The organism is Salinicola sp. CR57 (assembly GCF_003206585.1).
Lineage (GTDB): Bacteria > Pseudomonadota > Gammaproteobacteria > Pseudomonadales > Halomonadaceae > Salinicola > Salinicola lusitanus.
This window is the reverse complement of sequence record NZ_PZJL01000006.1, coordinates 219,839-243,535: the sequence shown is the minus strand read 5'-3', so window position 1 is coordinate 243,535 and position 23,697 is coordinate 219,839. Positions and strand designations below refer to the sequence as shown.

General features: G+C 62.1%; 19 protein-coding genes. 9 read left to right on the top strand and 10 right to left on the bottom strand.

Features of this window, described 5'->3' with window-relative positions:
* Window positions 1–139: 139 nt before the first annotated feature.
* Window positions 140–379: a hypothetical protein gene (locus DOM56_RS11145; RefSeq protein ID WP_232822257.1), complete on the bottom strand. Its 240-nt coding sequence runs from the start codon at window positions 377–379 to the stop codon at window positions 140–142.
* Between the two features lie 766 nt (window positions 380–1,145).
* Between DOM56_RS11145 and DOM56_RS11140 the strand changes: the two genes are divergently transcribed.
* The 4 genes from DOM56_RS11140 (at window position 1,146) to DOM56_RS19690 (ending at window position 6,442) form a co-directional block, all read left to right on the top strand.
* Window positions 1,146–2,042 carry a flagellin gene (locus DOM56_RS11140; protein WP_110599439.1) on the top strand — a complete coding sequence of 299 codons (897 nt, stop codon included), beginning with the start codon at window positions 1,146–1,148 and terminating at the stop codon, window positions 2,040–2,042.
* A 163-nt stretch (window positions 2,043–2,205) separates the two neighbouring features.
* Window positions 2,206–5,049 (top strand): tetratricopeptide repeat protein, encoded by a 2,844-nt coding sequence (locus tag DOM56_RS11135; protein WP_110708815.1) that lies wholly within the window; start codon window positions 2,206–2,208, stop codon window positions 5,047–5,049.
* A gap of 8 nt (window positions 5,050–5,057) precedes the next feature.
* Entirely contained in the window at window positions 5,058–5,618 is a 561-nt protein-coding gene (locus DOM56_RS11130) for an acyltransferase (RefSeq protein WP_110709341.1), read from the top strand.
* A gap of 56 nt (window positions 5,619–5,674) precedes the next feature.
* Complete coding sequence (locus DOM56_RS19690) at window positions 5,675–6,442, top strand: hypothetical protein (protein WP_157958213.1); 768 nt, start codon at window positions 5,675–5,677, stop codon at window positions 6,440–6,442.
* Between the two features lie 74 nt (window positions 6,443–6,516).
* Here the strand turns inward: DOM56_RS19690 and DOM56_RS11125 are convergent, their stop codons facing one another.
* Window positions 6,517–7,089, bottom strand: coding sequence for a polymer-forming cytoskeletal protein (locus DOM56_RS11125; protein WP_110708814.1), 573 nt, complete (start codon window positions 7,087–7,089; stop codon window positions 6,517–6,519).
* A 371-nt stretch (window positions 7,090–7,460) separates the two neighbouring features.
* Window positions 7,461–7,805 carry a hypothetical protein gene (locus tag DOM56_RS19940; protein ID WP_232822256.1) on the bottom strand — a complete coding sequence of 115 codons (345 nt, stop codon included), beginning with the start codon at window positions 7,803–7,805 and terminating at the stop codon, window positions 7,461–7,463.
* 168 nt (window positions 7,806–7,973) lie between these two features.
* Here DOM56_RS19940 and DOM56_RS19935 point away from each other — a divergent pair, with 168 nt between their 5' ends.
* The 3 genes from DOM56_RS19935 to sulP all read left to right on the top strand — a co-directional run bounded on the left by DOM56_RS19935 (window position 7,974) and on the right by sulP (window position 11,405).
* On the top strand, window positions 7,974–8,348 hold the full coding sequence (locus DOM56_RS19935; RefSeq protein WP_232822255.1) for a flagellar protein FlaG: 375 nt from the start codon (window positions 7,974–7,976) through the stop codon (window positions 8,346–8,348).
* A gap of 92 nt (window positions 8,349–8,440) precedes the next feature.
* Window positions 8,441–9,370 (top strand): alpha/beta hydrolase, encoded by a 930-nt coding sequence (locus tag DOM56_RS11115; RefSeq protein WP_110708812.1) that lies wholly within the window; start codon window positions 8,441–8,443, stop codon window positions 9,368–9,370.
* 160 nt (window positions 9,371–9,530) lie between these two features.
* Window positions 9,531–11,405 carry a sulfate permease gene (gene sulP, locus DOM56_RS11110; protein WP_110708811.1) on the top strand — a complete coding sequence of 625 codons (1,875 nt, stop codon included), beginning with the start codon at window positions 9,531–9,533 and terminating at the stop codon, window positions 11,403–11,405.
* On the opposite strand, the gene DOM56_RS11105 is transcribed toward sulP, so the two are convergent.
* Window positions 11,400–12,608, bottom strand: coding sequence for an AGE family epimerase/isomerase (locus DOM56_RS11105; protein ID WP_110708810.1), 1,209 nt, complete (start codon window positions 12,606–12,608; stop codon window positions 11,400–11,402). The two genes, sulP and DOM56_RS11105, sit on opposite strands and share 6 nt — an antisense overlap.
* A 228-nt stretch (window positions 12,609–12,836) precedes the next feature.
* On the opposite strand from DOM56_RS11105, the gene csiR reads away from it, so the two are divergent.
* On the top strand, window positions 12,837–13,526 hold the full coding sequence (csiR, locus tag DOM56_RS11100) for a DNA-binding transcriptional regulator CsiR (RefSeq protein WP_110708809.1): 690 nt from the start codon (window positions 12,837–12,839) through the stop codon (window positions 13,524–13,526).
* Window positions 13,527–13,576: 50 nt separating this feature from the next.
* On the opposite strand, the gene DOM56_RS11095 is transcribed toward csiR, so the two are convergent.
* The 6 genes from DOM56_RS11095 to DOM56_RS11070 form a co-directional block, all read right to left on the bottom strand.
* A complete protein-coding gene (locus DOM56_RS11095; RefSeq protein WP_110709339.1) occupies window positions 13,577–14,818 on the bottom strand; it encodes a CaiB/BaiF CoA-transferase family protein in 1,242 nt (413 codons plus the stop codon).
* Between the two features lie 5 nt (window positions 14,819–14,823).
* Entirely contained in the window at window positions 14,824–16,002 is a 1,179-nt protein-coding gene (locus tag DOM56_RS11090; protein ID WP_110708808.1) for an acyl-CoA dehydrogenase, read from the bottom strand.
* Between the two features lie 107 nt (window positions 16,003–16,109).
* Entirely contained in the window at window positions 16,110–17,801 is a 1,692-nt protein-coding gene (gene cydC, locus DOM56_RS11085) for a thiol reductant ABC exporter subunit CydC (protein ID WP_110708807.1), read from the bottom strand.
* The gene (cydD, locus tag DOM56_RS11080) at window positions 17,798–19,525 is read right to left on the bottom strand and encodes a thiol reductant ABC exporter subunit CydD (RefSeq protein ID WP_110708806.1); all 1,728 of its coding nucleotides are present in this window, start codon (window positions 19,523–19,525) and stop codon (window positions 17,798–17,800) included. Before cydD ends, cydC begins: the two co-directional genes overlap by 4 nt.
* Complete coding sequence (cydB, locus tag DOM56_RS11075; RefSeq protein WP_110708805.1) at window positions 19,522–20,523, bottom strand: cytochrome d ubiquinol oxidase subunit II; 1,002 nt, start codon at window positions 20,521–20,523, stop codon at window positions 19,522–19,524. The genes cydD and cydB overlap by 4 nt, the downstream gene beginning before the upstream one ends.
* 3 nt (window positions 20,524–20,526) lie before the next feature.
* A complete protein-coding gene (locus DOM56_RS11070) occupies window positions 20,527–21,939 on the bottom strand; it encodes a cytochrome ubiquinol oxidase subunit I (RefSeq protein WP_110708804.1) in 1,413 nt (470 codons plus the stop codon).
* 498 nt (window positions 21,940–22,437) lie between these two features.
* On the opposite strand from DOM56_RS11070, the gene DOM56_RS11065 reads away from it, so the two are divergent.
* Entirely contained in the window at window positions 22,438–23,673 is a 1,236-nt protein-coding gene (locus DOM56_RS11065; protein WP_198655754.1) for a multidrug effflux MFS transporter, read from the top strand.
* Window positions 23,674–23,697 lie beyond the last annotated feature (24 nt).

The window sequence follows — 23,697 nt, the reverse complement described above, 5'->3', positions numbered from 1 at the left end:
AAACAGCCTGCTAATGAATTTTATTTCACATGCCAACCTATAAAAATAACACTGAAATATTAGATCCCAGCCCCTTTCCAAACTCTACCAAATAGAGCGCAGGAAACAATGGGGTCTCGCTCAAGAGCATGTAAAGTTCTCAAGATATTCGCTTATACTCCATCAGCGTGCTCAACATCTTGTGCACGCAGCGCTGGCTCAAAGCATACTCCTGCATCAGGTGTTGCAAACGATCATTAAAGTCTGAATCTATTTGATCTACCGATACTTGCTCGGATCGCATGGGCCCGCTATCCAGCTCGCGCAGGGCTTCGGCAAAGGCATCATCAAGTTCACGGAACTTACGAATCTTCTCACGTTCATTCATGGTGCGTGGCATAGTGATTTATCAGGAAACCCTATCAATAAAAAGAGAAATCGACGCATCGTCGGCGCTACCACCTTCTGATAGGCACGAAAGAGTCACTATTTGCCGACAGAAGATTCAGCATTTTGCCATTGACACGGGCCTGCTCAGTCTAGCGAAAGACACCCGAAAAATCACCATGCCTGCACTGGCCGGGCCAGGAACCGAAAAAGCGGGCGAGCAAAGCAACGAGCGAATCAATAGTGGCGTTCGATAGTGACCTGGGGCGATCGCGTCCAGCGTCCTCTATAGACGCGCTTACGCAATGGACAGGAGAAGATGGTGTAACACCGGAGCCCCCCACCAGCCCATGATCAAGTACGCTCCTCCTCTCGAACAGCCGAAGCAAACGGGGAAAATCTCTCACGCTCGCATTGGATCGGCCCTAACCCCGAGGCCTGGAGCACGCAGCCACCCCGTCTGCCCCAGTGCAGCAGCTCAAATCAAGCCCCAAAGGTAACCATTGGTAACCAACGGAAGTCTTTTGTTGCTCGGGTTTTTGCCGTCAGGTCTCTTACCTTGCCAGAATCCCCACAACCACGCGGCCTCGCATGGCGGCACGCCCATCAGCCCCGAATCATTACATCAAAAATTTCTCAACCGGGGCTAAAGCGATATCGGGCAGCGCCGATAACTGGGTCAACGGCCACGGGGCCGTTGCAGCAGGATCCGGCACCATCTGCCATCGCGCAGCGGATCAGGCCCAAATTGCCCTCTCAAGCGAGAAAGGAATACGACAATGGCAGTTATCAATACCAACATCACCTCCCTGATCGGTCAGAACAACCTGAACAAGTCTCAGGGCCAGCTTCAGACTGCGATGGAGCGTCTCTCTTCCGGCCTGCGTATCAACAGCGCGAAGGACGATGCTGCCGGCCAGGCCATCGCCAACCGCATGACATCTACCGTCACCGGCCTGACCCAAGCCAGCCGTAACGCCAACGACGGCATCTCCCTGGCCCAGACTGCCGAAGGCTCGCTGGATCAGATCAACGACAACCTGCAGCGTATCCGTGAACTGACCGTACAGGCCCAGAACGGTACCAACAGCGCCCAGGACATCGACTCCATCCAGAAGGAAGTCAACCAGCGCCTGGAAGAGATCAACCGCGTTACGACTCAGACGTCCTTCAACGGAACCAACGTCTTCAAGACCAACGCCAGCGATTCTTCCTTCAGTATCCAGGTCGGTTCCAAAGACGGCGAGACCATCAGCATCACCATCGGCGGTGCAAGCGCTTCCGGTACCTCCAGCACCGGCACCTCCGGCTGGAACATGTACACGAGCACCGCGACTGCAGCCGGAGCTTCCGTCAACGGCGAGGCTCGCGCTGTCAGCACCAACGGTTTCGACGTGCTCGCCACCAGTGCACTGGCCATTCTGGACAACAAGCTCAACAACGTCGACAACGAGCGTAGCAACCTCGGTGCGGTCCAGAACCGTTTCGAGACCGCTATCGACAACATCACCACGACCTCGACCAACCTGTCTGCCGCCCGTTCGCGCATCGAAGACGCCGACTATGCGGTCGAAGTCTCCAACATGACACGAGCCAACATCCTGCAGCAGGCCGGCACCTCGGTCCTGGCCCAGGCCAACCAGTCCCCGCAGAGCGTTCTGTCACTGCTCCAGTAAGCACGCCCAAGCGGTAAACGAGGCCGGCAATATGCCGGCCTTTTTACGTTTCGGTTCACGACGATAAAAGGCTTGGAGTGACATCACTTCGTCGCTTCGAATCTATCCGAGTATGGGAAGCTGATCCAATCCTCGTCAGCACCACACCGGAATACGGATTCTTATGAGCCAGAGTCTTCAAGCCCCCGCCTCCCGTCAAAAACAGTTCATGGATCTCTACCGGCAGGGCAAGCACAAACTCGCCATGACGGAAGCCGAGAAACTGGTCCAGAACTATCCCGAGGATGCTTTTGCCTGGAAAGCACTGGGCAACTGCCAGCTGCAGATTGCCCCCGATGAGGCCAAAGAGACACTGGAGAGAGCTTATGCGCTCGATCCCGATGATCCCTTAACGCTGACGGCACTGGCACGAGCCTGTTTCATGGCGGGAGAGAAGCAGCGAGCCCAGGCACTGCAGGCCCGCAGTATCGAACTCGATTCCGGCAATGCCCAGGCCCATTTCAACATGGGTCATATGCTCTACCAGATGGGCTCCTATTCGGAGGCAGAAAAGTTCCTGTCCAAAGCCGAGGAGCTAGGCCACTCCCCCGCTGAAGTCCTGGCCATGCGCAGTGTGATCCTCTCGCTCCATTTCAAGTTCAAGGAAGGGCTGGAGGCACTGAATCGTCTTTATACGTTGAGGCCTCAAGACCCCACAGTGCATAACACGCTCGGTAACTACCACAAGGACATGGCCGACTTCAGAAAGGCCGAGTGGCATTATCGAGAAGCCCTGCGCTTGAGACCCGACTATTCGGGTGCTTACTCCAACGAGATCCTGACCAAGCACTATGATCCGGAAGCCTCGGCAGAGAGCATCCTTGAAAAGTCGAAAAAGTGGAGCGCGCGTTTCAAGCCGCCCCAGGTCTTCGATCACGGCAAGAAGGATACATCCCCCAATCGCCGGTTGAGAGTGGGTCTGTTGTCCGGGAACCTGCGCGCCCATCCGGTCGGCTGGATGATCAGTAGCGCCCTCGAGCAGCTCCCTGAAGACATCGAGCTCCATGCCTATTCCGATGCCGACGCCGGAGACAATGATCCTATTGCCAAACGCATCAAGCAGGCCTGCGTGTGGCATCCCGTCTATCACTTGAATCATCGCCAACTCGCCGAGAAGATCTTCGAGGACGACATCGACATTCTGATCGAGCTCGCCGGACATGGCGGTCTCAACCGATTGCCGACCGTCGACACGAAGCCGGCTCCCATCATTGTCAAATGGGTCGGCATGCAGATTAGTAGCATGGGCATTGATGCGTTTGACTACTTCCTGAGCGACAGTCATGAAACCCCGGCGGGCATCGACCACCTCTATACCGAAAAGCTCATCCGGCTGCCGGACGACTATATCTGTTATCAGCCCCCGGGCTACAAGCCCGCCATTACCGCACTACCCTCGCTCAGCAATGGCTACATCACCTTCGGCTGCTTCAACAATCCTGCCAAGGTCAACGACACTCTGCTGGCCGAGTGGGCAATTCTCCTGCAACAGCTGCCGGGTAGCCGCCTATTCCTGAAAGGCGGCCAGTACAGCAGCGACGAGGTGTGCGAGCGCGTGCTCGCGACGCTGGAAAGACACGGCGTCGAGCGGTCGAGAGTCCTGCTGGAGGGCCCTTCGCAACACAAGGAGTTACTGGAGAGCTACAACCGTGTCGATATCGCGCTGGACACCTGGCCGTACTCCGGCGGCCTGACCACATGCGAAGCCCTGCTGATGGGCGTTCCCGTGGTCACCCACACCGGCCCGACTTTTGCCGGCCGCCATAGCGCGACCCATCTGTGCAACGCCGGCATGCCGGAATTGGTGACGGACAACTGGGAAGACTACCGCAAACGTGTTCTCGACCTCGCTTCGGACCTACCGAGTCTGGCAGTGATTCGAGCGGCGCTACGCACCTATCTCGAACAGTCGCCCATCTGCGATGCCCCTCGCTTTGCCCGAAATCTGCACAAAGTCTTACGAGCCATCTGGCAACGCCACTGTGAAGACAAGGCGCCGGCAGCCCTGACTTTCAACAAAGGAGGCCAAGCCTGGTTCGAAGATGAGGCCAAGCCCGTCAAACTGCCTGCATCGCTTCTAAAGGAGTTCGATTGGGATCTGGAGAGCCCCGTTACGATTCTCGATAACGGCGCCGGTATTGCGATGCGCAGCGACGCCAAGGAGTTGCTCGGCTCGGGTAACATCGCAGTCCTGGTATTCGATCCAATAAATGCACTCGACGATGCAGAGGAGTTGGCTCAATACGGCGAAATTCAGTGCTTCTCGCAAGTCACACTTGGCAGCGGTCAACCTGTCATACTCACAAGCGCTGGTGGCGAAAACGATATTACAAGTCTTAGGCCGTTATCCCCTAGCGTTACAGAGCCTCCGCAGATGTTGGAAATTCCTAGCATCGCCCTTGACAGTATCGAAGGATTGGAAAGCCTAGACATGTTGGCCCTCGACGATCGTCATGACAGTCTGACGATTCTTGAGCATGGAGCCAAGGCTCTGGAAAAAGCGCTACTGCTTCAGATCCGGGTCTGCTTCAACCCTACTCATGAAAATCAGGCAGACCTCGGCAGCCTTACCCGATGGGCTAGTGAACATGGTTTCCGCTTCCACCGCTTACACCATGCTGATTACCTTAGCAGTGCGCCAGAAGAAGCACCGGTGCAACTTAGACAAGCCTCGGAACTGGTCACTGCTGATGCACTGTTCGTGCCGGACATAGATCGCATGGCAGAGATGAACGATGGTCTACGTATCAAGCTGGCGTTTCTATTACATCAACTCTACGACATTCGCGACCTCAGCCATTGGCTGTTGATGTCCGCAAACTCCATATTGGCAAATAACTGGGGAAATTCCCTGGAAAAAGAGAGTGCTATTACAAGCCCGTGCTCAATCATCCAACCATTCGCATCTGGCTCAGACTGCAATAATACAGACACCATTTCCGACGACCTAGATAAACTTCTGAGGTAGCATTGACCATGCTTTCCATACAAAAAACCACCACTCCCCACAGCGTTCCGACTTCACCTACTCAGCCTAAAAATGAGAATGAAAGCGACTTTCTTGCCCTTCTGAGAACGGCCAAAAAGAAAGAGCTTCAAGCATTAGCCAAGCTATTGATGCCATTCATAGCCGACTTGGAACTGCGACAGCCAAAAATATGGGGCGAGCCGAGCAGACTGCATATGGATAGAGCAACGATATCGATCAATGATCTATTGGTGAACACTCGTTCGGGAAATGTCACTATCAAGGAAGACTGCTTCTTTGGTCATCGTTGCATGCTTTTAACTGGAACCCATGATTACAGAGAAACTGGCCTCAAAAGGCTGAAAGCAGTGCCGGATACCGGTAGAGATATCATTTTGGAAAAAGGCGTATGGCTGGGCTCAGGCGTCACCGTTTTAGGCCCAGCTCATATCGGTGAAAATGCTGTGGTGGCCGCTGGTAGCTTGGTTACGCAAGATGTACCTGCCAACACGATCGTAGCAGGGCGACCTGCTAAGCCTGTACGTAAAATCGATGGTTCCAAGTTATGATCGAAACGAATAAAAACATCATTTTTACTATTACCCATGGCAGGACGGGAACGACAATGTTGACGGAGATTTTAAAAATCTTCTCCGACATTCGCAGCGAACACGAGCCGGCCCCAAATTACGCCGACATATTTCCGAGCGTCAAAGAAAATCCCAGGGAATCGATAAATTTCCTGAAGAAAAAAATAGATATCATCAACGGTTTCAAAGAGCAACATTATGCTGAAACAAGCAACGTTTTCGGAAAAGGGTTCCTGATCCCACTCGTCAGAATGGGTATTTCCCCACAGTTAATTTTTCTCAATAGAGAATTCAGAAAAACGGCAAAAAGTCTATACACGCGTGGCAGCTTTCCGATGAGAACGGCCTTAGGGAGAAGATTCTCAGCCGATCCAACGGCCCCTGGCTCTCTACCTATTTTTGAACCCCATACACTTTCAAACTATCAGCTCTGCTATTGGGGTGTCCTAGACGCCTATTATCGACAAATCCAAGTCGAACAACTATATCAGAAGATATCCGGAAACTTCTTATGGGCTTCAACGGAAGATTTCAACGACTTTGAAAAAACCTTGAAAATTGGTAGTACGCTTGGCCTTCACGTCGACAATCTCGAAGAAGCCCGGTGCATCCACGAAGAAATCACTACTATTCATCACAACCCCAACAGACCATCTCCAGCCGGCATAGGGGAGACTCCAATTGATCATGACGAGGAAGAAACGGAAGTCATTGACAGAGTGGCCTTTTATGACCTGCTATTTATCGAACATGTCCGACATTCTCAGTTCATAGATGCTTCTCTGGCTAAAAAATTACATTGATCAACACTTTTGCATGACGCCGCCCTTGGTGATCTCGAAGTAAACATCAAGGAGCCCCTGGGCTCCTTCGATAATTAGGACCCCACCGGGGGAACGGGCGCGCTCCGGTCATCCGCCGGGGAGGTACCGGCTTCTGCAACCGGAGACGGCTCCGCGCCGAGGCGAGCCGACGCCGGAACCGTGGAGTCGGCGCGCGCTGACTCAGTCTCGAAGGCATTCCTGAGCTCTTCCTGTTCCGGCTCCATGTCGATGTTGCCGTGAAATGCCGCGCCGTCTTCCAGCACCAGGCCAGGAGAGTGAAGTTGGCCGTTGACGACGGCCCCCGCTTTCAGGGTGATCTTCTCGGCGGCAATCAGGGTGCCATCCACCCGTCCTTTCACCGTCAACTCCCTGGCCACCATCCGGCCTTCCACGACGCCTTCCGCACCGACGGTAACGCCATGCTTCCGAAACAGGACGTCGCCCAGGATCCGCCCCTCGATAAGAAGGTCCTCTTCGCCGCTGATGTCGCCTTGCAGGGTCGTCTTGCCCCCGATTCGAGAGAGGCCGTGAGTGGGAATGGGGTTGCCGCCAGATGACGCCGGGCTGTCGCTGCTGCGGGATGGCGCCACCGACTGCCGGGTATTGTGGTTCGATTTCTGAAACATGTCGCGGTTCTCTGTCGCTGTCGGGGGATGGCGGATTCAGCCTGAAGCATGGCCACCCGGTGTGATGATAGATCGGCAGAAGACGAGGCATCTTTATCTCCCTTCGATGCCTACCGGCAATTCTCACCTTCAGATATTTCCCGCCGCGCCGATAGCTATCGACATATCTCGCCCAACCATCGCCGAACGGTCTATTCGACACGGGGGTTGGAGCCGCTTTGGGAATGAAATCTATGGACTCGGCAGAATGGCTTCTGCTCGGCGGACTCATCTGCTGCGCCCTGCTGCTGTTGGATGGGTATCGCCGGGTAACGAGGCGACAACGACTACCCGCGGGGACGCCGCTTAACACCGCCCCTCCGGGTAACAGATCATTGCTCGAGCATGCCACTCCCGCCCCATGCGCAAGCGAGTCGCTTCCAGGGCAGACGCCCACCTTCCCTGAAGGCAGCCGGATCGGCCGAACGGTCGATGTGCGGGGTCGTCTCGAGACGCGCGAGACGCTTTGGATCGAAGGGAAGGTAGAGGGAGACGTTGCGGCCGATGGTCAACGGGTCGTGGTTGGCACGGGTGCCCGGGTAGCGCCGTGGCTCGCGGCTCGCGAACTCCATCTGGCGGGAACCTCTCTGGGCCGGCAGGAAGTATCCGAGCATGTCGTCATCGAAATGGGGGCGCGGCTGGAAGGCCAGCTCTCCACGGCAAGCCTGCACTGCCACGAGGGTGCATGGATCCAGGGCAATTTCGATATCGGCAGCAGACGAACTGCTCCTTCTCATCCCGCCTCTCTCTCTCCCTTGCTTCACCCTGTCTTGACTCCGAGTCCAGATAGCGATGACGAAATCTGGACGTTTACGCCCCGTGTCGACTGTTCGAGGAAGATGGTCATGCCTACCCCCATCGATCTGGCTTCGCTCTCTCTCAATCCGAGTGCCGACGGCTCTTCCCAGCAAAGACTGGAAACGTTGCTGAGCCAGGCGGGGTTGGTTGCACCGCCCCCCATCGCGGCGCCTTCCTCTTCGCCAGCGGACGGTTCGGCCCCAGGAGTCGGTTATTTGAGTGATCGGCTTCACTCGCTCAACGGCGTCATGTCTCAGTACGGACTGCGTTTCGAGTTGAGCGAGTTCGATAGTCGAGTCATTACGCAGGTCATCGATCGGACGACGGGGGACATCATCCGCCAGATCCCGGCGGAAGAGATGGTAAGGATCGCCGAGGCGTTCGCGGAAAATCAGGGGCGGCTGTTCGACGCCTCCGTCTGATCCACCATCGAGCCTTCGTCTGTCACGATTCGCGCAATGGGCAGTGACCTCTTACGCTGAACTCACCAGACACGAATCAGGGATGTGCGTGAATGCCAATCCGAGTCATGAAACCGCTGGGGCGCTGGCTGCCAGCGGTCCTCTCCTGCGTTCTCTTTGCCGGCTGCACTACCTACGTCAACGCTCCCAAGGGCGATCTTCCCCCAACATGGCAACAGCCACGCGACCTCGATTATCGCGTGGTCAAGAATCAAACCTACACGCCATCGGATTGGCCCCAGCCGCTGCAGGCGGATATCTACCTGCCGGAAACCACCGGCGAGGCGCTGCGCCCTGCCGTGATGATGGTCCACGGCGGCGGCTGGGAAGGCCGCTCGCGAGATGACATGACTCCGATCGCCAAGCGGTTCGTGCGCCGAGGCTATGTGGTGGTCAACGTGAGCTATCGGTTCGCGCCGGAGTATCGTTTCCCGGCCCAGTTGAACGATCTGCAGGTCGCCCGTCACTGGATCGATGACCACGCCGTCGAGTGGCGTATCGATCCGCAGCGCATCGCCGGTCTCGGTTACTCCTCCGGGGCGCATCTCGTCAGCCTGCTGGCGCTGGTGGCAGGCACGAACAGCAGGCTGGACGCCCCTTACGGCGGTAGCGATACCGGCTTCGCGGCGGTGGTGTCCGGCGGTACGCCGGCAGATCTGCGGCTATGGGACAGCGGTCGCCTGCTGATCCAGTTGATGGATGGGACCGAGGCGGAGCGTCCGACAGCCTATGCCGAGGCATCGCCGGTCTTCCATGTTCACCCCGGTGCACCACCCTTCTTTCTGTTTCATGGCAGCTGGGACAGTCTCGTGCCCCCCGAGCAGGCCGAAACCTTCATGCAGGCGCTGGAAGCGGACGGCAACCATGTGGAACTGCTCTGGATGAATGGCCGCGGTCACATCACGACCTTCCTGTTTCGCGGCAGCGCGGAATCCGCCGCACTGGATTTCCTGGCACGGGAGATGCCGGCGCCAAACGCCTGAAGAAACACCGCCAGCCAGGTCATCGCGCGTGCCGCACCGTCGCACGCGGGGACATTTCGGAACACTCATCGGCTTGCACACGATTCGGAGTGCGCGCACCATTTACCGCCCTGATTATCCTTTTAAACGATAAGCTTATTACCGGGAGCGTGACGAGACGATGAGCCTTTGGCGCCGATTGACGGGAACCGACACGCGAGAACAGATCCACTTCCGTGCCCGTCTGGCACGCTATTTCCCGATCATCAGTTGGGCGCCCTACTATAACCGCCACCTGCTGAGCGAGGATCTAGTAGCTTCCATCATCGTCACCCTGATGGTGATTCCCCAGGCCCTGGCCTACGCCATCCTGGCAGGGCTGCCGGCGATCACCGGCCTCTACGCCAGCATGCTGCCGCTGATTCTCTATTCGATCTTCGGCACCAGCCGCACGCTGGCGGTGGGCCCGATGGCGATCGTCTCGCTGATGACCGCCGCCGCCCTCTCTCCCCTGTTCGTCAGCGGCACCCCAGCCTACAGCCAGGCCGCGATGACGCTTGCGATGCTGTCGGGCCTGATTCTGGCCATCATGGGTCTGCTGCGACTGGGGTTCTTCGCCAATTTCCTCAGCCATCCGGTGGTTTCCGGCCTGCTCACCGCCTCTGGCGTGCTGATCGCCGCCAGCCAGTTCGCCAGCCTGATCGGCGTCGGCGGCTCGGGATTCACGCTGATCGACCAATTGGCACATCTGTTGAGCCATCTCGATGGCGTTCACTGGCCGACACTGATACTGGGCGTCGCCGCGCTGGTCTTTCTGCTGCTGATGCGGCGGGCAGGGCCGATGCTGCAGAAGATGGGGCTGAGCGCCGGAAAGGCAACCTTCATCGTACGCCTTGGCCCGGTCATGGCCGTCGCCATTACCACGTTGGTCTCCTGGGCGTTGCAGCTCCCCGCGCATGGCGTCAACGTGGTCGGCGACATCCCCGCACATCTGCCTCCACTAAGCCTGCCGTCGTTCGAGCCAGGCCTGCTGCGCGACCTGCTGCTGCCGGCGTTCTTGATCAGCGTGGTCGGGTTCATCGAGTCGGTGTCGCTGGCACAGATGCTGGCCGCACGGCGGCGTGAGCGTATCTCCCCGGACCAGGAGCTGGTCGGCCTCGGCACCGCCAACTTGGCGGCGGCCTTCACTTCCGGCATGCCGGTGACCGGCAGCCTGTCACGCACGGTGATCAACTTCGACGCTGGCGCCCGCACCCCGGCTGCCGGGGCGTTCGCCGCGCTGGGCGTAGGGCTGGTGATCCTGTTTCTGACGTCGCTGATCGTCTACCTGCCGATTGCCACACTGGCCGCCAGCATCATCGTCTCGGCGATGACGCTGGTCGACCTCCCCGGCCTCAAGCGAACCTGGCACTACTCCCGAAGCGACTTCGCCGCGATGCTGATCACCATCGTGCTGACCTTCGTCGAAGGGGTGGAGGCCGGTGTCATGGCCGGCGTCGGCGTCTCGCTGGCGCTCTACCTCTACCGCACCAGCCGTCCCCATACCGCGGAAGTCGGGCGCCTCCCGGGCACCGAGCACTTTCGCAACATCCGGCGTCACGAAGCGGAAGTCGATGACGAGATCGCCCTGCTGCGAGTGGACGAGAGCCTCTATTTCGCCAACGCGCGCTATCTGGAGGATACCGTCTACGGGCTGCTCGCCGACCGCGACAACATGCGACACCTGGTGCTGATCTGTTCGGCGGTCAACCTGATCGACGCCTCGGCGCTGGAGAGCCTGGAGGCGATCAACGCCCGCCTGAAGGATTCGCAGGTCACCCTGCACCTGGCCGAGGTGAAAGGGCCAGTGATGGACATGCTCGGCAACAGCGACTTCCTCGATCATCTGACCGGCGAGGCCTATCTCAGCACCTTTGCGGCCTGGACCGATATCCGTCATCGCCTCGACGACGAGCGTGCGGCGCTGCTGGCGGCGAAGGAGGCAACGAGCGACGGCCCGGCCGAAGAAACCGATCCGGACCCGGCCGAAACGCCATCACCAGGCGGGAAGTCATAGCGATGCCGCCACTCCGCGCTCGCCGTGCTGGCGCTGCATGATGGGCAGGATCTCGTAGCAGGCGGAAAGATTGTGGCAGTCGGTCTTGGGGGCCGGGCTCTTCTGCCGGGAGTAGCGCCGGTTGTCCTGGGTCAGGATGCGATACCAGCCGCCGTGCTCGTGATCGATCATGTGCTGCCAGCAGTAGTTGGCGATCCTGTCGTACCAGCGCCAGTAGCGCGCCTCCCCGGTCAGGTCGCCGAGCATCGCGGCGGCGGCCAGGCTAACCGCCTGGACCCAGTAGAGCTTGTCGCGATGGAGAGGCCGACGGTTGAAATCCACCCCGCCGATCAATCCGCCATACTTGTCATCCCATCCCTTCTCGACCGCTTCGATGAACAACTGGCGGGCCGTCGGCAGCAGCCAGGTCTCGGCCGGACGATGATGATGGAGCCGCAGCAGCAGTCTGGCCCACGCTGTCTGGTGACCGATCTGAAACCCCCAGGGTCGAAATTGGTCATCGGGACGGTCGCGGTGATAGTCGAAATCGATATGCCAGTCGCGGTCGTAGTTCTCCCACAACCAGCCATCGCCCATGGGCGCCAGCCGCTGCCACAGCGTTCGAGCGATACCCAGCGCCCGGTCGAGGAAGGCAGACTCGCCAGTGGCGTCGAACGCCGCGATCAGCGCTTCGCAGCTCCGCTGATTGACGCTCTGGCCACGATAGCTCGTCAGATGCCAGTTCGCGTCCGCTTCGGCCGCGTAGAGCCGCGAATGGGACTCAAGGAACCGGCGATCCATCAGCGCGTGAACTCGGTCGAGCCCGATTCGCGCCTCGGCAACCCCGGCCTTCAGCGCCGTTGCGTAGGCCAGCATGACCCAGGCCAGCCCGTAGCAGTGATGGTTGGCTTCTTCTGCCTTGCCGTGGTCCAGCGTCCAGGCGAATCCCTGGGTACGGGTCTGGTAGTGTTTCTCCTCGATGAACTTCAAACCGTGGCGTGCCCATTTGAGAGCCTCGGGCGCGCCGGTGTGCATCGCGGAGCGGGCGTAGATGATCACGTAACCGGCGCTGGAGACGAGATGTCGATGATGGCGGTTGTAGCGATGCCCGTCGTCGGTGAGGTAGTGGTAGAAACCCGCCTGGGGATCGATGCAGCGCGGGTGATAGAACGCCATGGTCCTGGCGATATGCTGTTCGATCTGGTGCGGCGTGGTGAGCGGCATGGCGAACCTCGCTTGACGGATGCCGATGCACGAGGGATCCGGTGCATGGCGACACCGGACGGATGCCGGGTAGCGCCGAAGGTTTCGAGTTCATTCTGGTCGGCATCGCCGACGGCCACAATGCGCCTCTCGTCGGATACCGGTCGACGCAGCACAGGTGTCGATATTTTTCTTCAACATCGACAGAATTGACCAACCGACACCGATCGACCCCGATAGGGCCTGGCGATGACCGCAACTTCCGAACGATCCCCCACCGCGCTCGACGTCTACCGGCGCCTGAAAGCGGATATCATCCGCGGCGCCTATGCACCGCAGGAAAAGCTGCTGATGAGCCGGCTGAAGGCGAGCTACGACACCGGCGTCGGCCCGTTGCGGGAGGCCTTGACCCGACTGATCGGCGAACGCCTGGTCACCGGTATCAGCCAGCGTGGCTATCGCGTGGCGCCGATGTCGGTGGCCGAACTGGCCGCGATCTACGACGCTCGCGCCGAACTCGAGGGCCTGCTGATACGCCTGGCCATCGAGCGCGGCGACGATGACTGGGAGGCCTCGATCCTGGCCCGGGCCCATACCCTGGCCAAGGTCGACCGTATCAATGATGGCGAGGAGATGCTCGAACGCTGGGACCGGCGACACCAGGCACTTCACGATGCCATGGTCGCCGGCTGCGACTGCCCGCCGCTGCTGCAGTCGCGGGCGGCCCTGTTCGATCAGGCCCAGCGCTACCGCCATCTATGGCTACGCCAAACGGTCTTCTCCGATCAGGCGCTGGCCGACAAGCACCGGGAGCATCAGACACTGGTGGACACGATCCTGTCACTCGATGCCACGGCCGCCAGCCGAATGATGCGCGAGCATCTGATGACGCCGGTGCCGATCATCCGCGAGCGGCTCGAGGAACGGGGCTGGGTCTAGTGGGATGTCTCGCCGCTTGTCTGGCACCACCGGGCCCAGATACGGCTCGTTCAGCCAATCGCTCCATCGCGACGCAGATCCGCCAGCGCCTCGGCGTCCAGCGCCAACCATTCGTGCAGGACGCACGCGGTATGCTCCCCCAGGCGCGGCGGCGATCGGGGCGATGTCATCCGACAGCCATCCAGCGTGATCGGGTTGCCCACCAATCTGGCACGGCACCCATCTTCCATGGCGCTCTCGCAGGACATGCCGCGATGGCGCACCTGGGGATCGTCGAAGACCTGATCGAGCGTGTTGATGGGTCCGCAGGGCACGCCATGGGCCTCCAGCAGCGCCAGCCACTCGTCGCGAGGCCTGGCGATCAACCTCGCCTCCAGCAGGGTAACCAGCGTCTCGCGGTGGGCCACCCGCTGGGCATTGGTGGCGAAACGCGGATCCACCGCCCACGCCGGCTCCCCCAGCGCCTCGCAGAGATGGCGAAACTGGCTGTCATTGCCCACGGTGACGATGAGATGACCATCGGCAGCGGCGAACGCCTGGTACGGCACGATGTTGGGGTGCGCATTGCCCATGCGCTGCGGCGTCTGGCCGCTGGTGAGGTAGTTGAGTGCCTGATTGGCGAGGACGCCGACCTGGACATCCAGCAGCGCCATGTCGATGTAGCCGCCCTCGCCGGTCGCATCCCGGCGGCGCAGCGCCGCCAGGATCGCATTGGCGGCATAGAGCCCGGTGAAGATGTCGGTGATCGCGACGCCGACCTTCATCGGCTCGCCGCCCTGTGCGTCGGGCGCACCGGTCAGGCTCATCAGCCCGCCCATACCCTGGATCAGGAAGTCGTAGCCGGCGCGGCCGGCGTAGGGCCCGTCCTGGCCGAACCCGGTGATCGAGCAGTAGATCAGGTCCGGCTTGAGTCGTTGGAGGCTGGCGTAGTCGAGCCCATAGGCAGCCAGCCCGCCGACCTTGAAGTTCTCGATCACGACATCAGCCTTCGTTGCCAGGCGCCGAACCAGCTCCTGCCCCTTCGCGGTCGACAGGTCGATGGCGACCGAGCGCTTGCCGCGATTGGCGCTCAGGAAGTAGGCGGACTCTTTCATTCCGGCACCCGACCCCGTGCCGATGCCGTCGAGCCACGGCGGGCCCCAGGCCCGGGTATCGTCGCCCCGCCCCGGTCTCTCGACCTTGATCACCTCGGCGCCGAGATCCGCCAGTTGCTGCGTGCACCAGGGGCCGGCAAGCACCCTCGAGAGGTCCAGCACCTTGAGACCGGCCAGCGGTTTGGATAGCTCACGCATCGCCTTCAACCGAACGCCTGGATGCCGGTCTGGGCACGCCCCAGGATCAGCGCATGGACGTCGTGCGTCCCCTCGTAGGTGTTGACCGTCTCCAGGTTGATCATGTGGCGGATCACGCCGAACTCCAGCGAAATACCGTTGCCGCCGTGCATGTCTCGCGAGACGCGGGCAATGTTAAGCGCCTTGCCGCAGTGATTGCGCTTGATCAGCGAGATCATTTCCGGGGTCGCCTGGCCAGCGTCCAGCAGCCGCCCGACCCGCAGACACGCCTGGAGGCCAAGCGCAATCTCCGTCTGCATGTCGGCCAGCTTGACCTGGACCAGTTGCGTGGCGGCCAGTGGCCGGCCGAACTGCTCCCGGTCCAGGGTGTACTGGCGGGCGGCGTGCCAGCAGAACTCCGCCGCCCCCATGGTGCCCCAACCGATCCCGTAACGGGCCTTGTTGAGACATCCGAATGGCCCGCTCAACCCGGCAGCGCCGGGCAGCAGCGCCTCCTCGTCGACGAAGACGTCATCGAGCACGATCTCGCCGGTGACCGACGCCCGTAACGACGCCTTGGCCTGGATGGTGGGCGTGGAGAAGCCATCGGCGCCCCGGTCGACCAGAAACCCCTTGATCTTGCCCTCGTGGGCGTCGGACTTGGCCCACACCACGGCGACGTCGGCGATGGGGCTGTTGGTGATCCAGGTCTTCTGGCCGCTGAGACGATAGCCGCCATCGACCTTCCTGGCCCGAGTCTGCATGCTGCCGGGATCGGAGCCCGCATTGGGCTCGGTCAGGCCGAAACAGCCCACCATCTCGCCGCTCGCAAGTTCGGGCAGGTAGCGCTGCTTCTGCGCCTCGCTGCCGTAAGCCTCGATCGGGTGCATCACCAGCGAGGACTGCACGCTCATGGCGGAACGATAGCCGGAATCGACCCGCTCGACCTCACGCGCGATCAGGCCGTAGGCGACGTGGTTGGCGCCCGCGCCACCGTAGGCCTCGGCCACGGTGGCCCCCAGCAGGCCGAGCCCGCCCATCTCGCGCAGGATCTCGCGGTCGAAATGGTCGCGCTCGAAAGCCTCCAGCACGCGAGGCTGCAGGCGCTCCTGGCAGTAGTCGCGTGCCAGCTGCTGAATCTGGCGCTCCTCTTCGTCGAGCTGCTGGTCGAACAGAAAAGGGTCATCCCACTGGAAACCGGACATGATTGGCGCTCCTGACATCGATGGAATCGCCCGGCTTCGACAGCTCGGACGGGCAAGATGTGGTCAGGGTAACGCCCCAGTGAATGTCGACACTATTGGATAAATGTCTACATTTTTGATAACTCGCGCTCGCCGACCCTCCCCGTCCGGGCCGGCATCAGCCTCCAACATTCGTCACAGGCTGACAGCGCCTGGCGATCATGGCCCAGCAGCAGCGCCGTGCGTCCTGCCAGCCAAGTATCCAGTGTCGACTGGATCGAGGCCGCCGTCTCGGCATCCAGCCCGCTCAGGGGCTCATCCAGGATCACCAGCGGCGAATTGCGCAACATCACCCGCGCCAAGGCGACGCGACGCGCCTGGCCGCCGGAGAGCTGGCGCCCCTGCTCGCCGACCCAGGTTTCCAGGCCGTCCGGCAGCGATCGCGCCCAGGCCTCGAGCTCGACACTGTCGAGCACGGCCCAGAGTTCGGCATCGCTGGCATCCGGGTTCCCCATGCGCAGGTTGGCGGCCAGGGTGTCGTGGAACAGCTCGCTGCGCTGGGTGAGATAGCCGATTCGCGCTCGCAACGAGTCGGGCGCCAGCCGGGAGATATCCTGGGAGTCGAATTCGATGCGCCCCGCCTGGGGATCGAATGCGCGCACCGCCAACTGCGCCAGTGTCGACTTGCCGATCCCGGAGGGGCCGATGATGCCGACTTTCCGGCCGGCTCCAATGACCAGATTCAGGTCGCTGAAGACGGTTCGCGCGCCGTGGGTGACCTCGACATCCCGATAGACCAGCGATGGCGCAGTCCCTCCGGACGTGAGCCGGTCCCCGGCCAGCGGCGTCTTCAGCTCGGCCTGGGCGTTGAGCCGCTCGGCGGCCCGTACCGTGGCCCCCAACTGGGTGAATGCCATCGGCAGATTACCCAGCCCCTCGCTGACCGCCAGCGTGCCCAGCGCCAGCATCACCATCACCGGCCCGCTCACCTGGCCGCCGCGAAAGGCCTCGAGCCCCACCAGCAGAACCAGCAGCGTCGCCAGTTGGACGCCGAGCGTGACGACGAGATTGCCCGTGGCAGTACGCCGGCCGAGTTGACGCTGATCGTCGAGCAGCGCCTGCTCCTCGCGGCGCCAGAGCGCGCGATGTGCCTCCAGCGCCCGGTAGCTGGTCAATTCGGCCAGCCCCTCGACCTGCTCGATGGCGCGCGTCCGCAGCCGTTCCTGCCGATCGATCCGGCGATGGCTGGCGCGCCACCCCCACCAGCCGCAGCCGGCGGTCGCCAGCACGCCCAGCGGCAACAGAATGGCCAGCAGCACGATTCCGGCGACGGGCAGGAAGGCGCTGGCGAAAGCGGCGAATGCCAGCACGCTGATCAGAGCCGCCAGCGGCGGCGCCAGCAGGCGCAGATAGAGATTGTCGAGCGTGTCGATATCCGCCGTCAGTCGATGGAGCCACTGGGAAGCGCGGGCTCGTGCCAACGTGCGCGCGTCCAGGGTGACCAGGCCCGCGAACACGCGCCCGCGAAGATCCGCCAGCAGTCGCAATATGGTGTCGTGGTTGTAGAGCCGTTCCAGATAGCGGCTGGCGGTGCGGGAGACGGCGAAGAACCGGATACCGCTGCCGGGGGTGAAGACGTCCAGGTAGCCGGTTGCGCTGACCGCCGCGATCGCCGTGGCGGTGATGAACCAGCCGGACAGCGACAGTAGCCCGAGTGCGCTGAGCAGCGTGGCGAGCATCAGCAGCGCGCCGATCAGGAGCCGGCCGCGACGCTCGGCCAGGACGCCGAGCCATGGCCGCAGCGAGAGCAGTGACTTCATGAGTGCGCCTCCCGGGAGAGATCCGGACGCTCAACCGCGGACAGCCTGCCCGCCTCGATGGCGAGGACACGACCGGCCATGGCCATGATCGCGGGATGATGGGTAGCGACGATCAGGGTGCGACCGCTGGCGGCCAGCCGGGTCAGGCCGGCGATGACCTCGCGCTCGGTCTCCGGATCGAGGGCTGCCGTCGGTTCGTCCAGCAGCACCAGCTTCGCTGGCGAGAGAAAGACCCTAGCCAGCGCCAGCCGCTGCCCTTCGCCGCCGGAGAGCCCGACGCCCCGCTCGCCCAGCGGGGTGTCGAGGCCAGACTCGGCGGCGCGCAGCCAGCCTCCCAATCCGGCCTCCTCCAGGGCGCTACGCAGCGCGTCATCGCTGGCATCCGGCGCCACCAGGCGCAGATTCTCAGCGAGGGTGCCCTGGACGATCAGCGGTCGCTGGTCCAGCCAGGCGATTGCCGGCGTCGGGGTGACCCGAACCCTCCCCGCGCTGGGCGCGATGAAGCCCGCGATCAGTTGCAGCAGGCTCGACTTGCCACTGCCGGAGGGGCCGATTAGCGCCACGACCTCGCCGGGATCGATCTTCAGCGACAGCGGCCCGAGAATTCGCTCCCGCCCGCGATGGCGCAACTCGACAGCGTCGAGCGCGACCGCACCGGGAAGCTGGCGCGGGGTCTCGTGCGCCTCGGTTTCACCGCCGATTCCCGCCGGCGCGCCCTTCTCGTCGGCCTCCGGCTCCAGCAGCGCCACCAGCCCTTCCGCCGCGCCCAGGGCGGAAGCCCGGTCATGGTAGTGCTGAGAAAGGGTGCGCAGCGGCTGGAAGAACTCCGGGGCCAGCAGCAGGATGAACAACCCGCTGAACAGATCGAGCTGGTCGGCGGGGCCGTACTGGATATAGCCCAGCAGGCCGAAGCCGATGTAGATCGCCACCACCGCGACGGAGACCGCCGCGAAGAATTCGAGCACCGCCGACGACAGGAAGGCGACCCTCAGCGTCTTGAGGCTTCGCCGCCGATAGTCGTGGGCGACCTCGCTCACCTCTTCGACGCTGCGCTCGGCCAGACCGAACAGTTGCAGCGTGGCGATGCCCCGCACCCGGTCGAGAAAATGCCCCGAAAGCCGGGTGACCGCCTGGAACTGCGCTTCGTTGAGGCGCTGCGCGCCCATCCCGATCAGCGCCATGAACAGCGGAATCAGCGGCGCCGCGATCAACAGCCAGATCGCCGCCAGCCAGTTGAGCCAGAACACCACGGCGAGATAGATCAAGGGGATCAGCGCCGCCAGCACCATCTGCGGCAAGAAGCGGGCGTAGTAGCCCTCAAGCGACTCGACCTGATCCACCAGCTGGCTGGCGAGACCGGCGCTATGCCGGGACGCCAGTCGCACGGGGCCGAGCTGTTGCAGGCGCGCCAGCAACAGCGCACGCACCCGCTGCTTCACGCGCAGGCCGCACGCCTGGCCGCAGACCTCCTGCCCCCATTGCGCCGTTGCCCGGGCGGCAATGGCGGCGACGATCGCCGAGACACCACCGACGACCGCCTCGAGCGAGGCGCCGTCCGAGATGACGCGATCGACGACCCAGGCCAACGCCCCCATCTGGATCAGCGTGGCAACGCCCACCAGCAGCCCGCAGCAGACGGCCCCACGATACCAGGGCCGGACATCGGCCGCCTGCTGCTTCAGCCACTCGCGTGACGGGTTAGCGGATCGCCTGGCGGCGCTCAATGGTAGCCCTCACCGACGCGGACCTTGCCGCGGAAGACCCAATAGGACCACGCGGTGTAGGTCAGCACGATCGGCACCACGAACAGCACCCCGATCAGGATGAAGAACTGGGATTCCGGCGCCGAGGCGGCGTCCCAGAGAGTGTAATCCGGTGGGATCACGTAGGGCCAGCGGCTGACCAGCAGTCCGAGGTAGGTGAAGATGAACAGGCCCAGCGTCAACAGGAATGCCAGCCCTTCACGACGACGGCGAGTGGCAAGGTAGATTCCGGCCGCGCAGAGCAGAGCCGCGAACGGCAGCAGCCAGATCACCTGCAGATGGTCGAACCAGCGGTCGAACACGCCCGGATCGATCCAGGGCGTCCACAGACTGACGATGACGAATATCGCCAGCACGCCGATCAGCAGCCCGGGAATCAAGCCACGCGCCCACTCGCGGACATGTCCCTCGGACTTCAGCACCAGCCAGGTCGCGCCCAGCAGGGTGTAACCGACCACCAGCCCGATGCCGGTGAGGACCGAGAACGGCGTCAACCAGTCGAACGCTCCACCGGTATAGACGCGATTCGCGGTTTCGAAGCCCTGGATGTAGGCCCCCACCACGCAGCCCTGGGCGAACGCCGCGACGAAGGAGCCGCCGGCGAAGGCCGCGTTCCACCAGCCCCGCGTCCGCTTGGACTTGAAGCGAAATTCGAACGCCACGCCACGGAAGATCAATCCGGCCAACATCAGGAATACCCCCAGGTAGAGCGCCGGGAGCAGGATGGTGTAGACCAGCGGGAAAGCAGCGATGAGACCGGCACCGCCGAGCACCAGCCAGGTCTCGTTGCCGTCCCATACCGGTGCGACGGAGTTCATCATCACGTCGCGGGCGTCCTCGTCGGGGGCGAATGGAAACAGGATGCCCAGGCCCAGGTCGAACCCGTCCATCAGCACGTACATGATCACGCCGAACGCGATGATGACGGCCCAGATCAGCGACAGATCATACATTTCCATGGCTCAGCTCCTGGATGACGCGGTGGTGCCGTCGAATGGCACGTGGGTGGCGGACAAGGGACGCATGGGGCGGTCGGCATCATGGACTTCCTCGTCCGCACCGAGATCGTCCAGCCCCTGGCGAACGACCTTGAACAGGTAGTAGATGCCGGCCCAGAAGATCACCGCGTAGACCGCGACATAGCCGATCAGCGTCGCCAGGACCATGCCACCCGTCAGCGAGGGCGTGACCGCATCCGCATAGGAGAGCACGTTGTAGACCAGCCAGGGCGAGCGCCCGATCTCGGTCACGAACCACCCCGCCAGCACCGCGATGAACGGTGCCAGGCTCATGCCCTGCAGGCCATGCAGGAACCAGCGCGAGGTGTACAGCTTCCCGCCACGGCGAAGCACCAGCCCGGTGACGGCAAACGCGATCATCAGCAGACCCAGCGCGACCATGACCCGGAAGCTGTAGAAGACGATCCAGACCGGCTGCTGCTGATCGACGGGGATCTCCTTGAGCCCCGGGACCACGCCATCGACATCGTGACGCAGAATCAGACTGGCGCCGTTGGGGATACCGATCTCGAAGCGGTTGGCCTGGAGCTCGCGGTCCGGAAGCGCGAACAGCAGCAATGGAACATTGGACTGGGTCTCCCAGTTCCCCTCCATCGCCGCAATCTTCATCGGCTGATGCTCGAGGGTGTTGAGACCGTGTTCGTCACCCACGAAAGCCTGGAGTGGTGCCAGAATCAGCAGCAGCCACATGGTCATGGAGAGCGCTCGCTTGTGCGCCTCGACATCGCGCCGTCTGAGCAGGAACCAGGCACTGACCCCGCAGACCACGAAGCCACCGGTCAGGAAGGCCGCCAGCGCCATGTGCGCGAATCGATACGGGAAGGAGGGCGTGAACATGGCCTCCAGCCAGGAGGTCACGTGCACGACACCCTCGCGGATCTCGTAGCCCTGCGGCGTCTGCATCCAGCTGTTGGTGGCCAGAATCCAGAAGGCCGAGATGAAGGTACCGATGGCGACCATCAGCGCAGCGAAGAAATGCACCGACGGCGAGACACGATGGCGGCCGAACAGCAGCACGCCGAGGAACCCGGCCTCCAGGAAGAACGCCGTGATCACTTCGTAGCTCAGCATCGGCCCGATGAAGTTCGAGGCGAACTGGGAGAAATTGCTCCAGTTGGTACCGAACTGGAAGGCCATGACGATGCCGGAAACCACGCCCATGCCGAAGACGACGGCGAAGATCTTGGTCCAGAACAGACCCAGACGATCCCAGACCGCGTTACCGGTCGCGACGTAGAGACCCTGCAACACCGCCACATAGGAAGCGAGCCCTATCGTGAAGACGGGAAATATCGCGTGAAAAGAGACCACGAAGGCGAACTGCAATCGTGATAGCAGGATAGGATCTAACGCCATGGCTGACTCCTCGCAAGCGCCAGGGCAGCGGTTCCCTCATACCCCGACGGCAGCTGTTTCATCTGACTGTTTGCTGTTTGTCCCTCGCCCGGCCATTGCAGCCGTTCGATGCGCCCTATCATAGGCGCGACCCTGGGCCGGGCCGCCGTGTCCGGTTGTCGCAGCCCCATGCCGCACTATTGCGCGCAACGCTCTAGACAACCTAGGCAATGCTGCCGAAAGTCGCCAACCACGAGGGTTTCCAAGCCTCCGCGCCACCCGCAGACCCGACTTTCATCCCGGCGGATTCCAGCACACCTGCGACAATATGCCTGGCTGACACGCCGTGACGACCGGGGGCCGCCCTGCTTCGTCACGCGACAGACGGCTTTGGTCAAATAGTCATACGTCAAATAGTCATACAAAGTCAGATCGCGTAAGGTTCGAATGACATACAGGCTAATGGCTATCCCGCTATTGGATCCCGCCTGACTCTTATCCCTGTTCACGAGGCGCTTCGTGACCGACCCGACCTCCTCGACCGCCCGCTCGGCCTCCCCGGCCCAGACGACAAAGGCCGGTCCCGTGCCGGCCCTGTGGATGCTGGTCATGATCACCCTGGCCGGCACGCTGGCCATGCACATCTTCGTGCCGGCGCTGCCGATCGCCGGAGAGGCGCTGCACGCCGACAACGCCCGGATGCAGTTGACCATCAGCCTCTACATACTGGGTCTGGCGCTCGGCCAGCTCTTCTATGGCCCGCTCTCCGACGCGCTGGGAAGACGACCGGCGTTGATGCTCGGCATGGCCATCTACAGCATCGCGGGCGTCGTCGCCTGGCAGGCGCAGAGCGTCGAGATGCTGATCGTGGCGCGTTTCTTCCAGGCCTTCGGTGGCTGCGCCGGGCTGGCGCTGGGGCGCGCCATGATCCGCGACACCGCGGCCCCGGACCGAGCGGTGCAGCGCCTGGCGGTGCTCAACCTGGTGGTCGCCATCGGCCCGGCCATGGCGCCGCTGATCGGCAGCCTGCTGACATCGGCACTGGGTTGGCGAACCGTACTGCTGGCACTCTGCCTGATGGGTGTCGGCAACCTGCTGTTCGTCTGGCGGCTGATGCCGGAAACGGCACAAGCCACCGGTCGCATCAACCTGCCAAACCTGGCCCACGAGTATCGCACCCTGCTCCGCTCTCCCGCCTTCATCGGGTACGCGATCGGCGGTGGTTGCGTCACCACGGCGATGTTCGCTTTCGTCGCCTCGGCGCCGTTCATCTTCGTCGAACAGCTGGGCAAGCCGGCGAGCCACGTGGCGTACTATCTGTCGCTGCTGATCCTCAGCATCTCGCTGGGCAACTTCATCACCAATCGCACCATTCACCGCATCGGCCTGGTGCGATTGATGCTTTCTGCCAGCCTGCTGAGCCTGGCGGGCGGAATCTCGATGCTGGTCATCGTGCTGGCGGGCTGGGCTTCGGCGGTCACCCTCGAAGCCTCGGTGCTGCTGTTCACCTTCGGGGTGGGAATGACCGGACCGACCGCGTTGACGCTGGCAGTGGGCATCAACCCCAAGGTGGTCGGCTCCGCGGCCGGGCTCTACGGATTCGCCCAGATGGGCATCGGCGCTCTGTGCACGGCGCTGGCCGGCCTGGGCGACAATCCGGCCCTGGGTGCGGCCGTGGTACTGGCCACGGCTGCCGTGATCGGCCAGATCGCGTTGAGAACCGCGCTGCGGTTCGATCGCAAGCCCCCGGGTTGAGCCGCAGGTGGGAGGTCTCGGGTC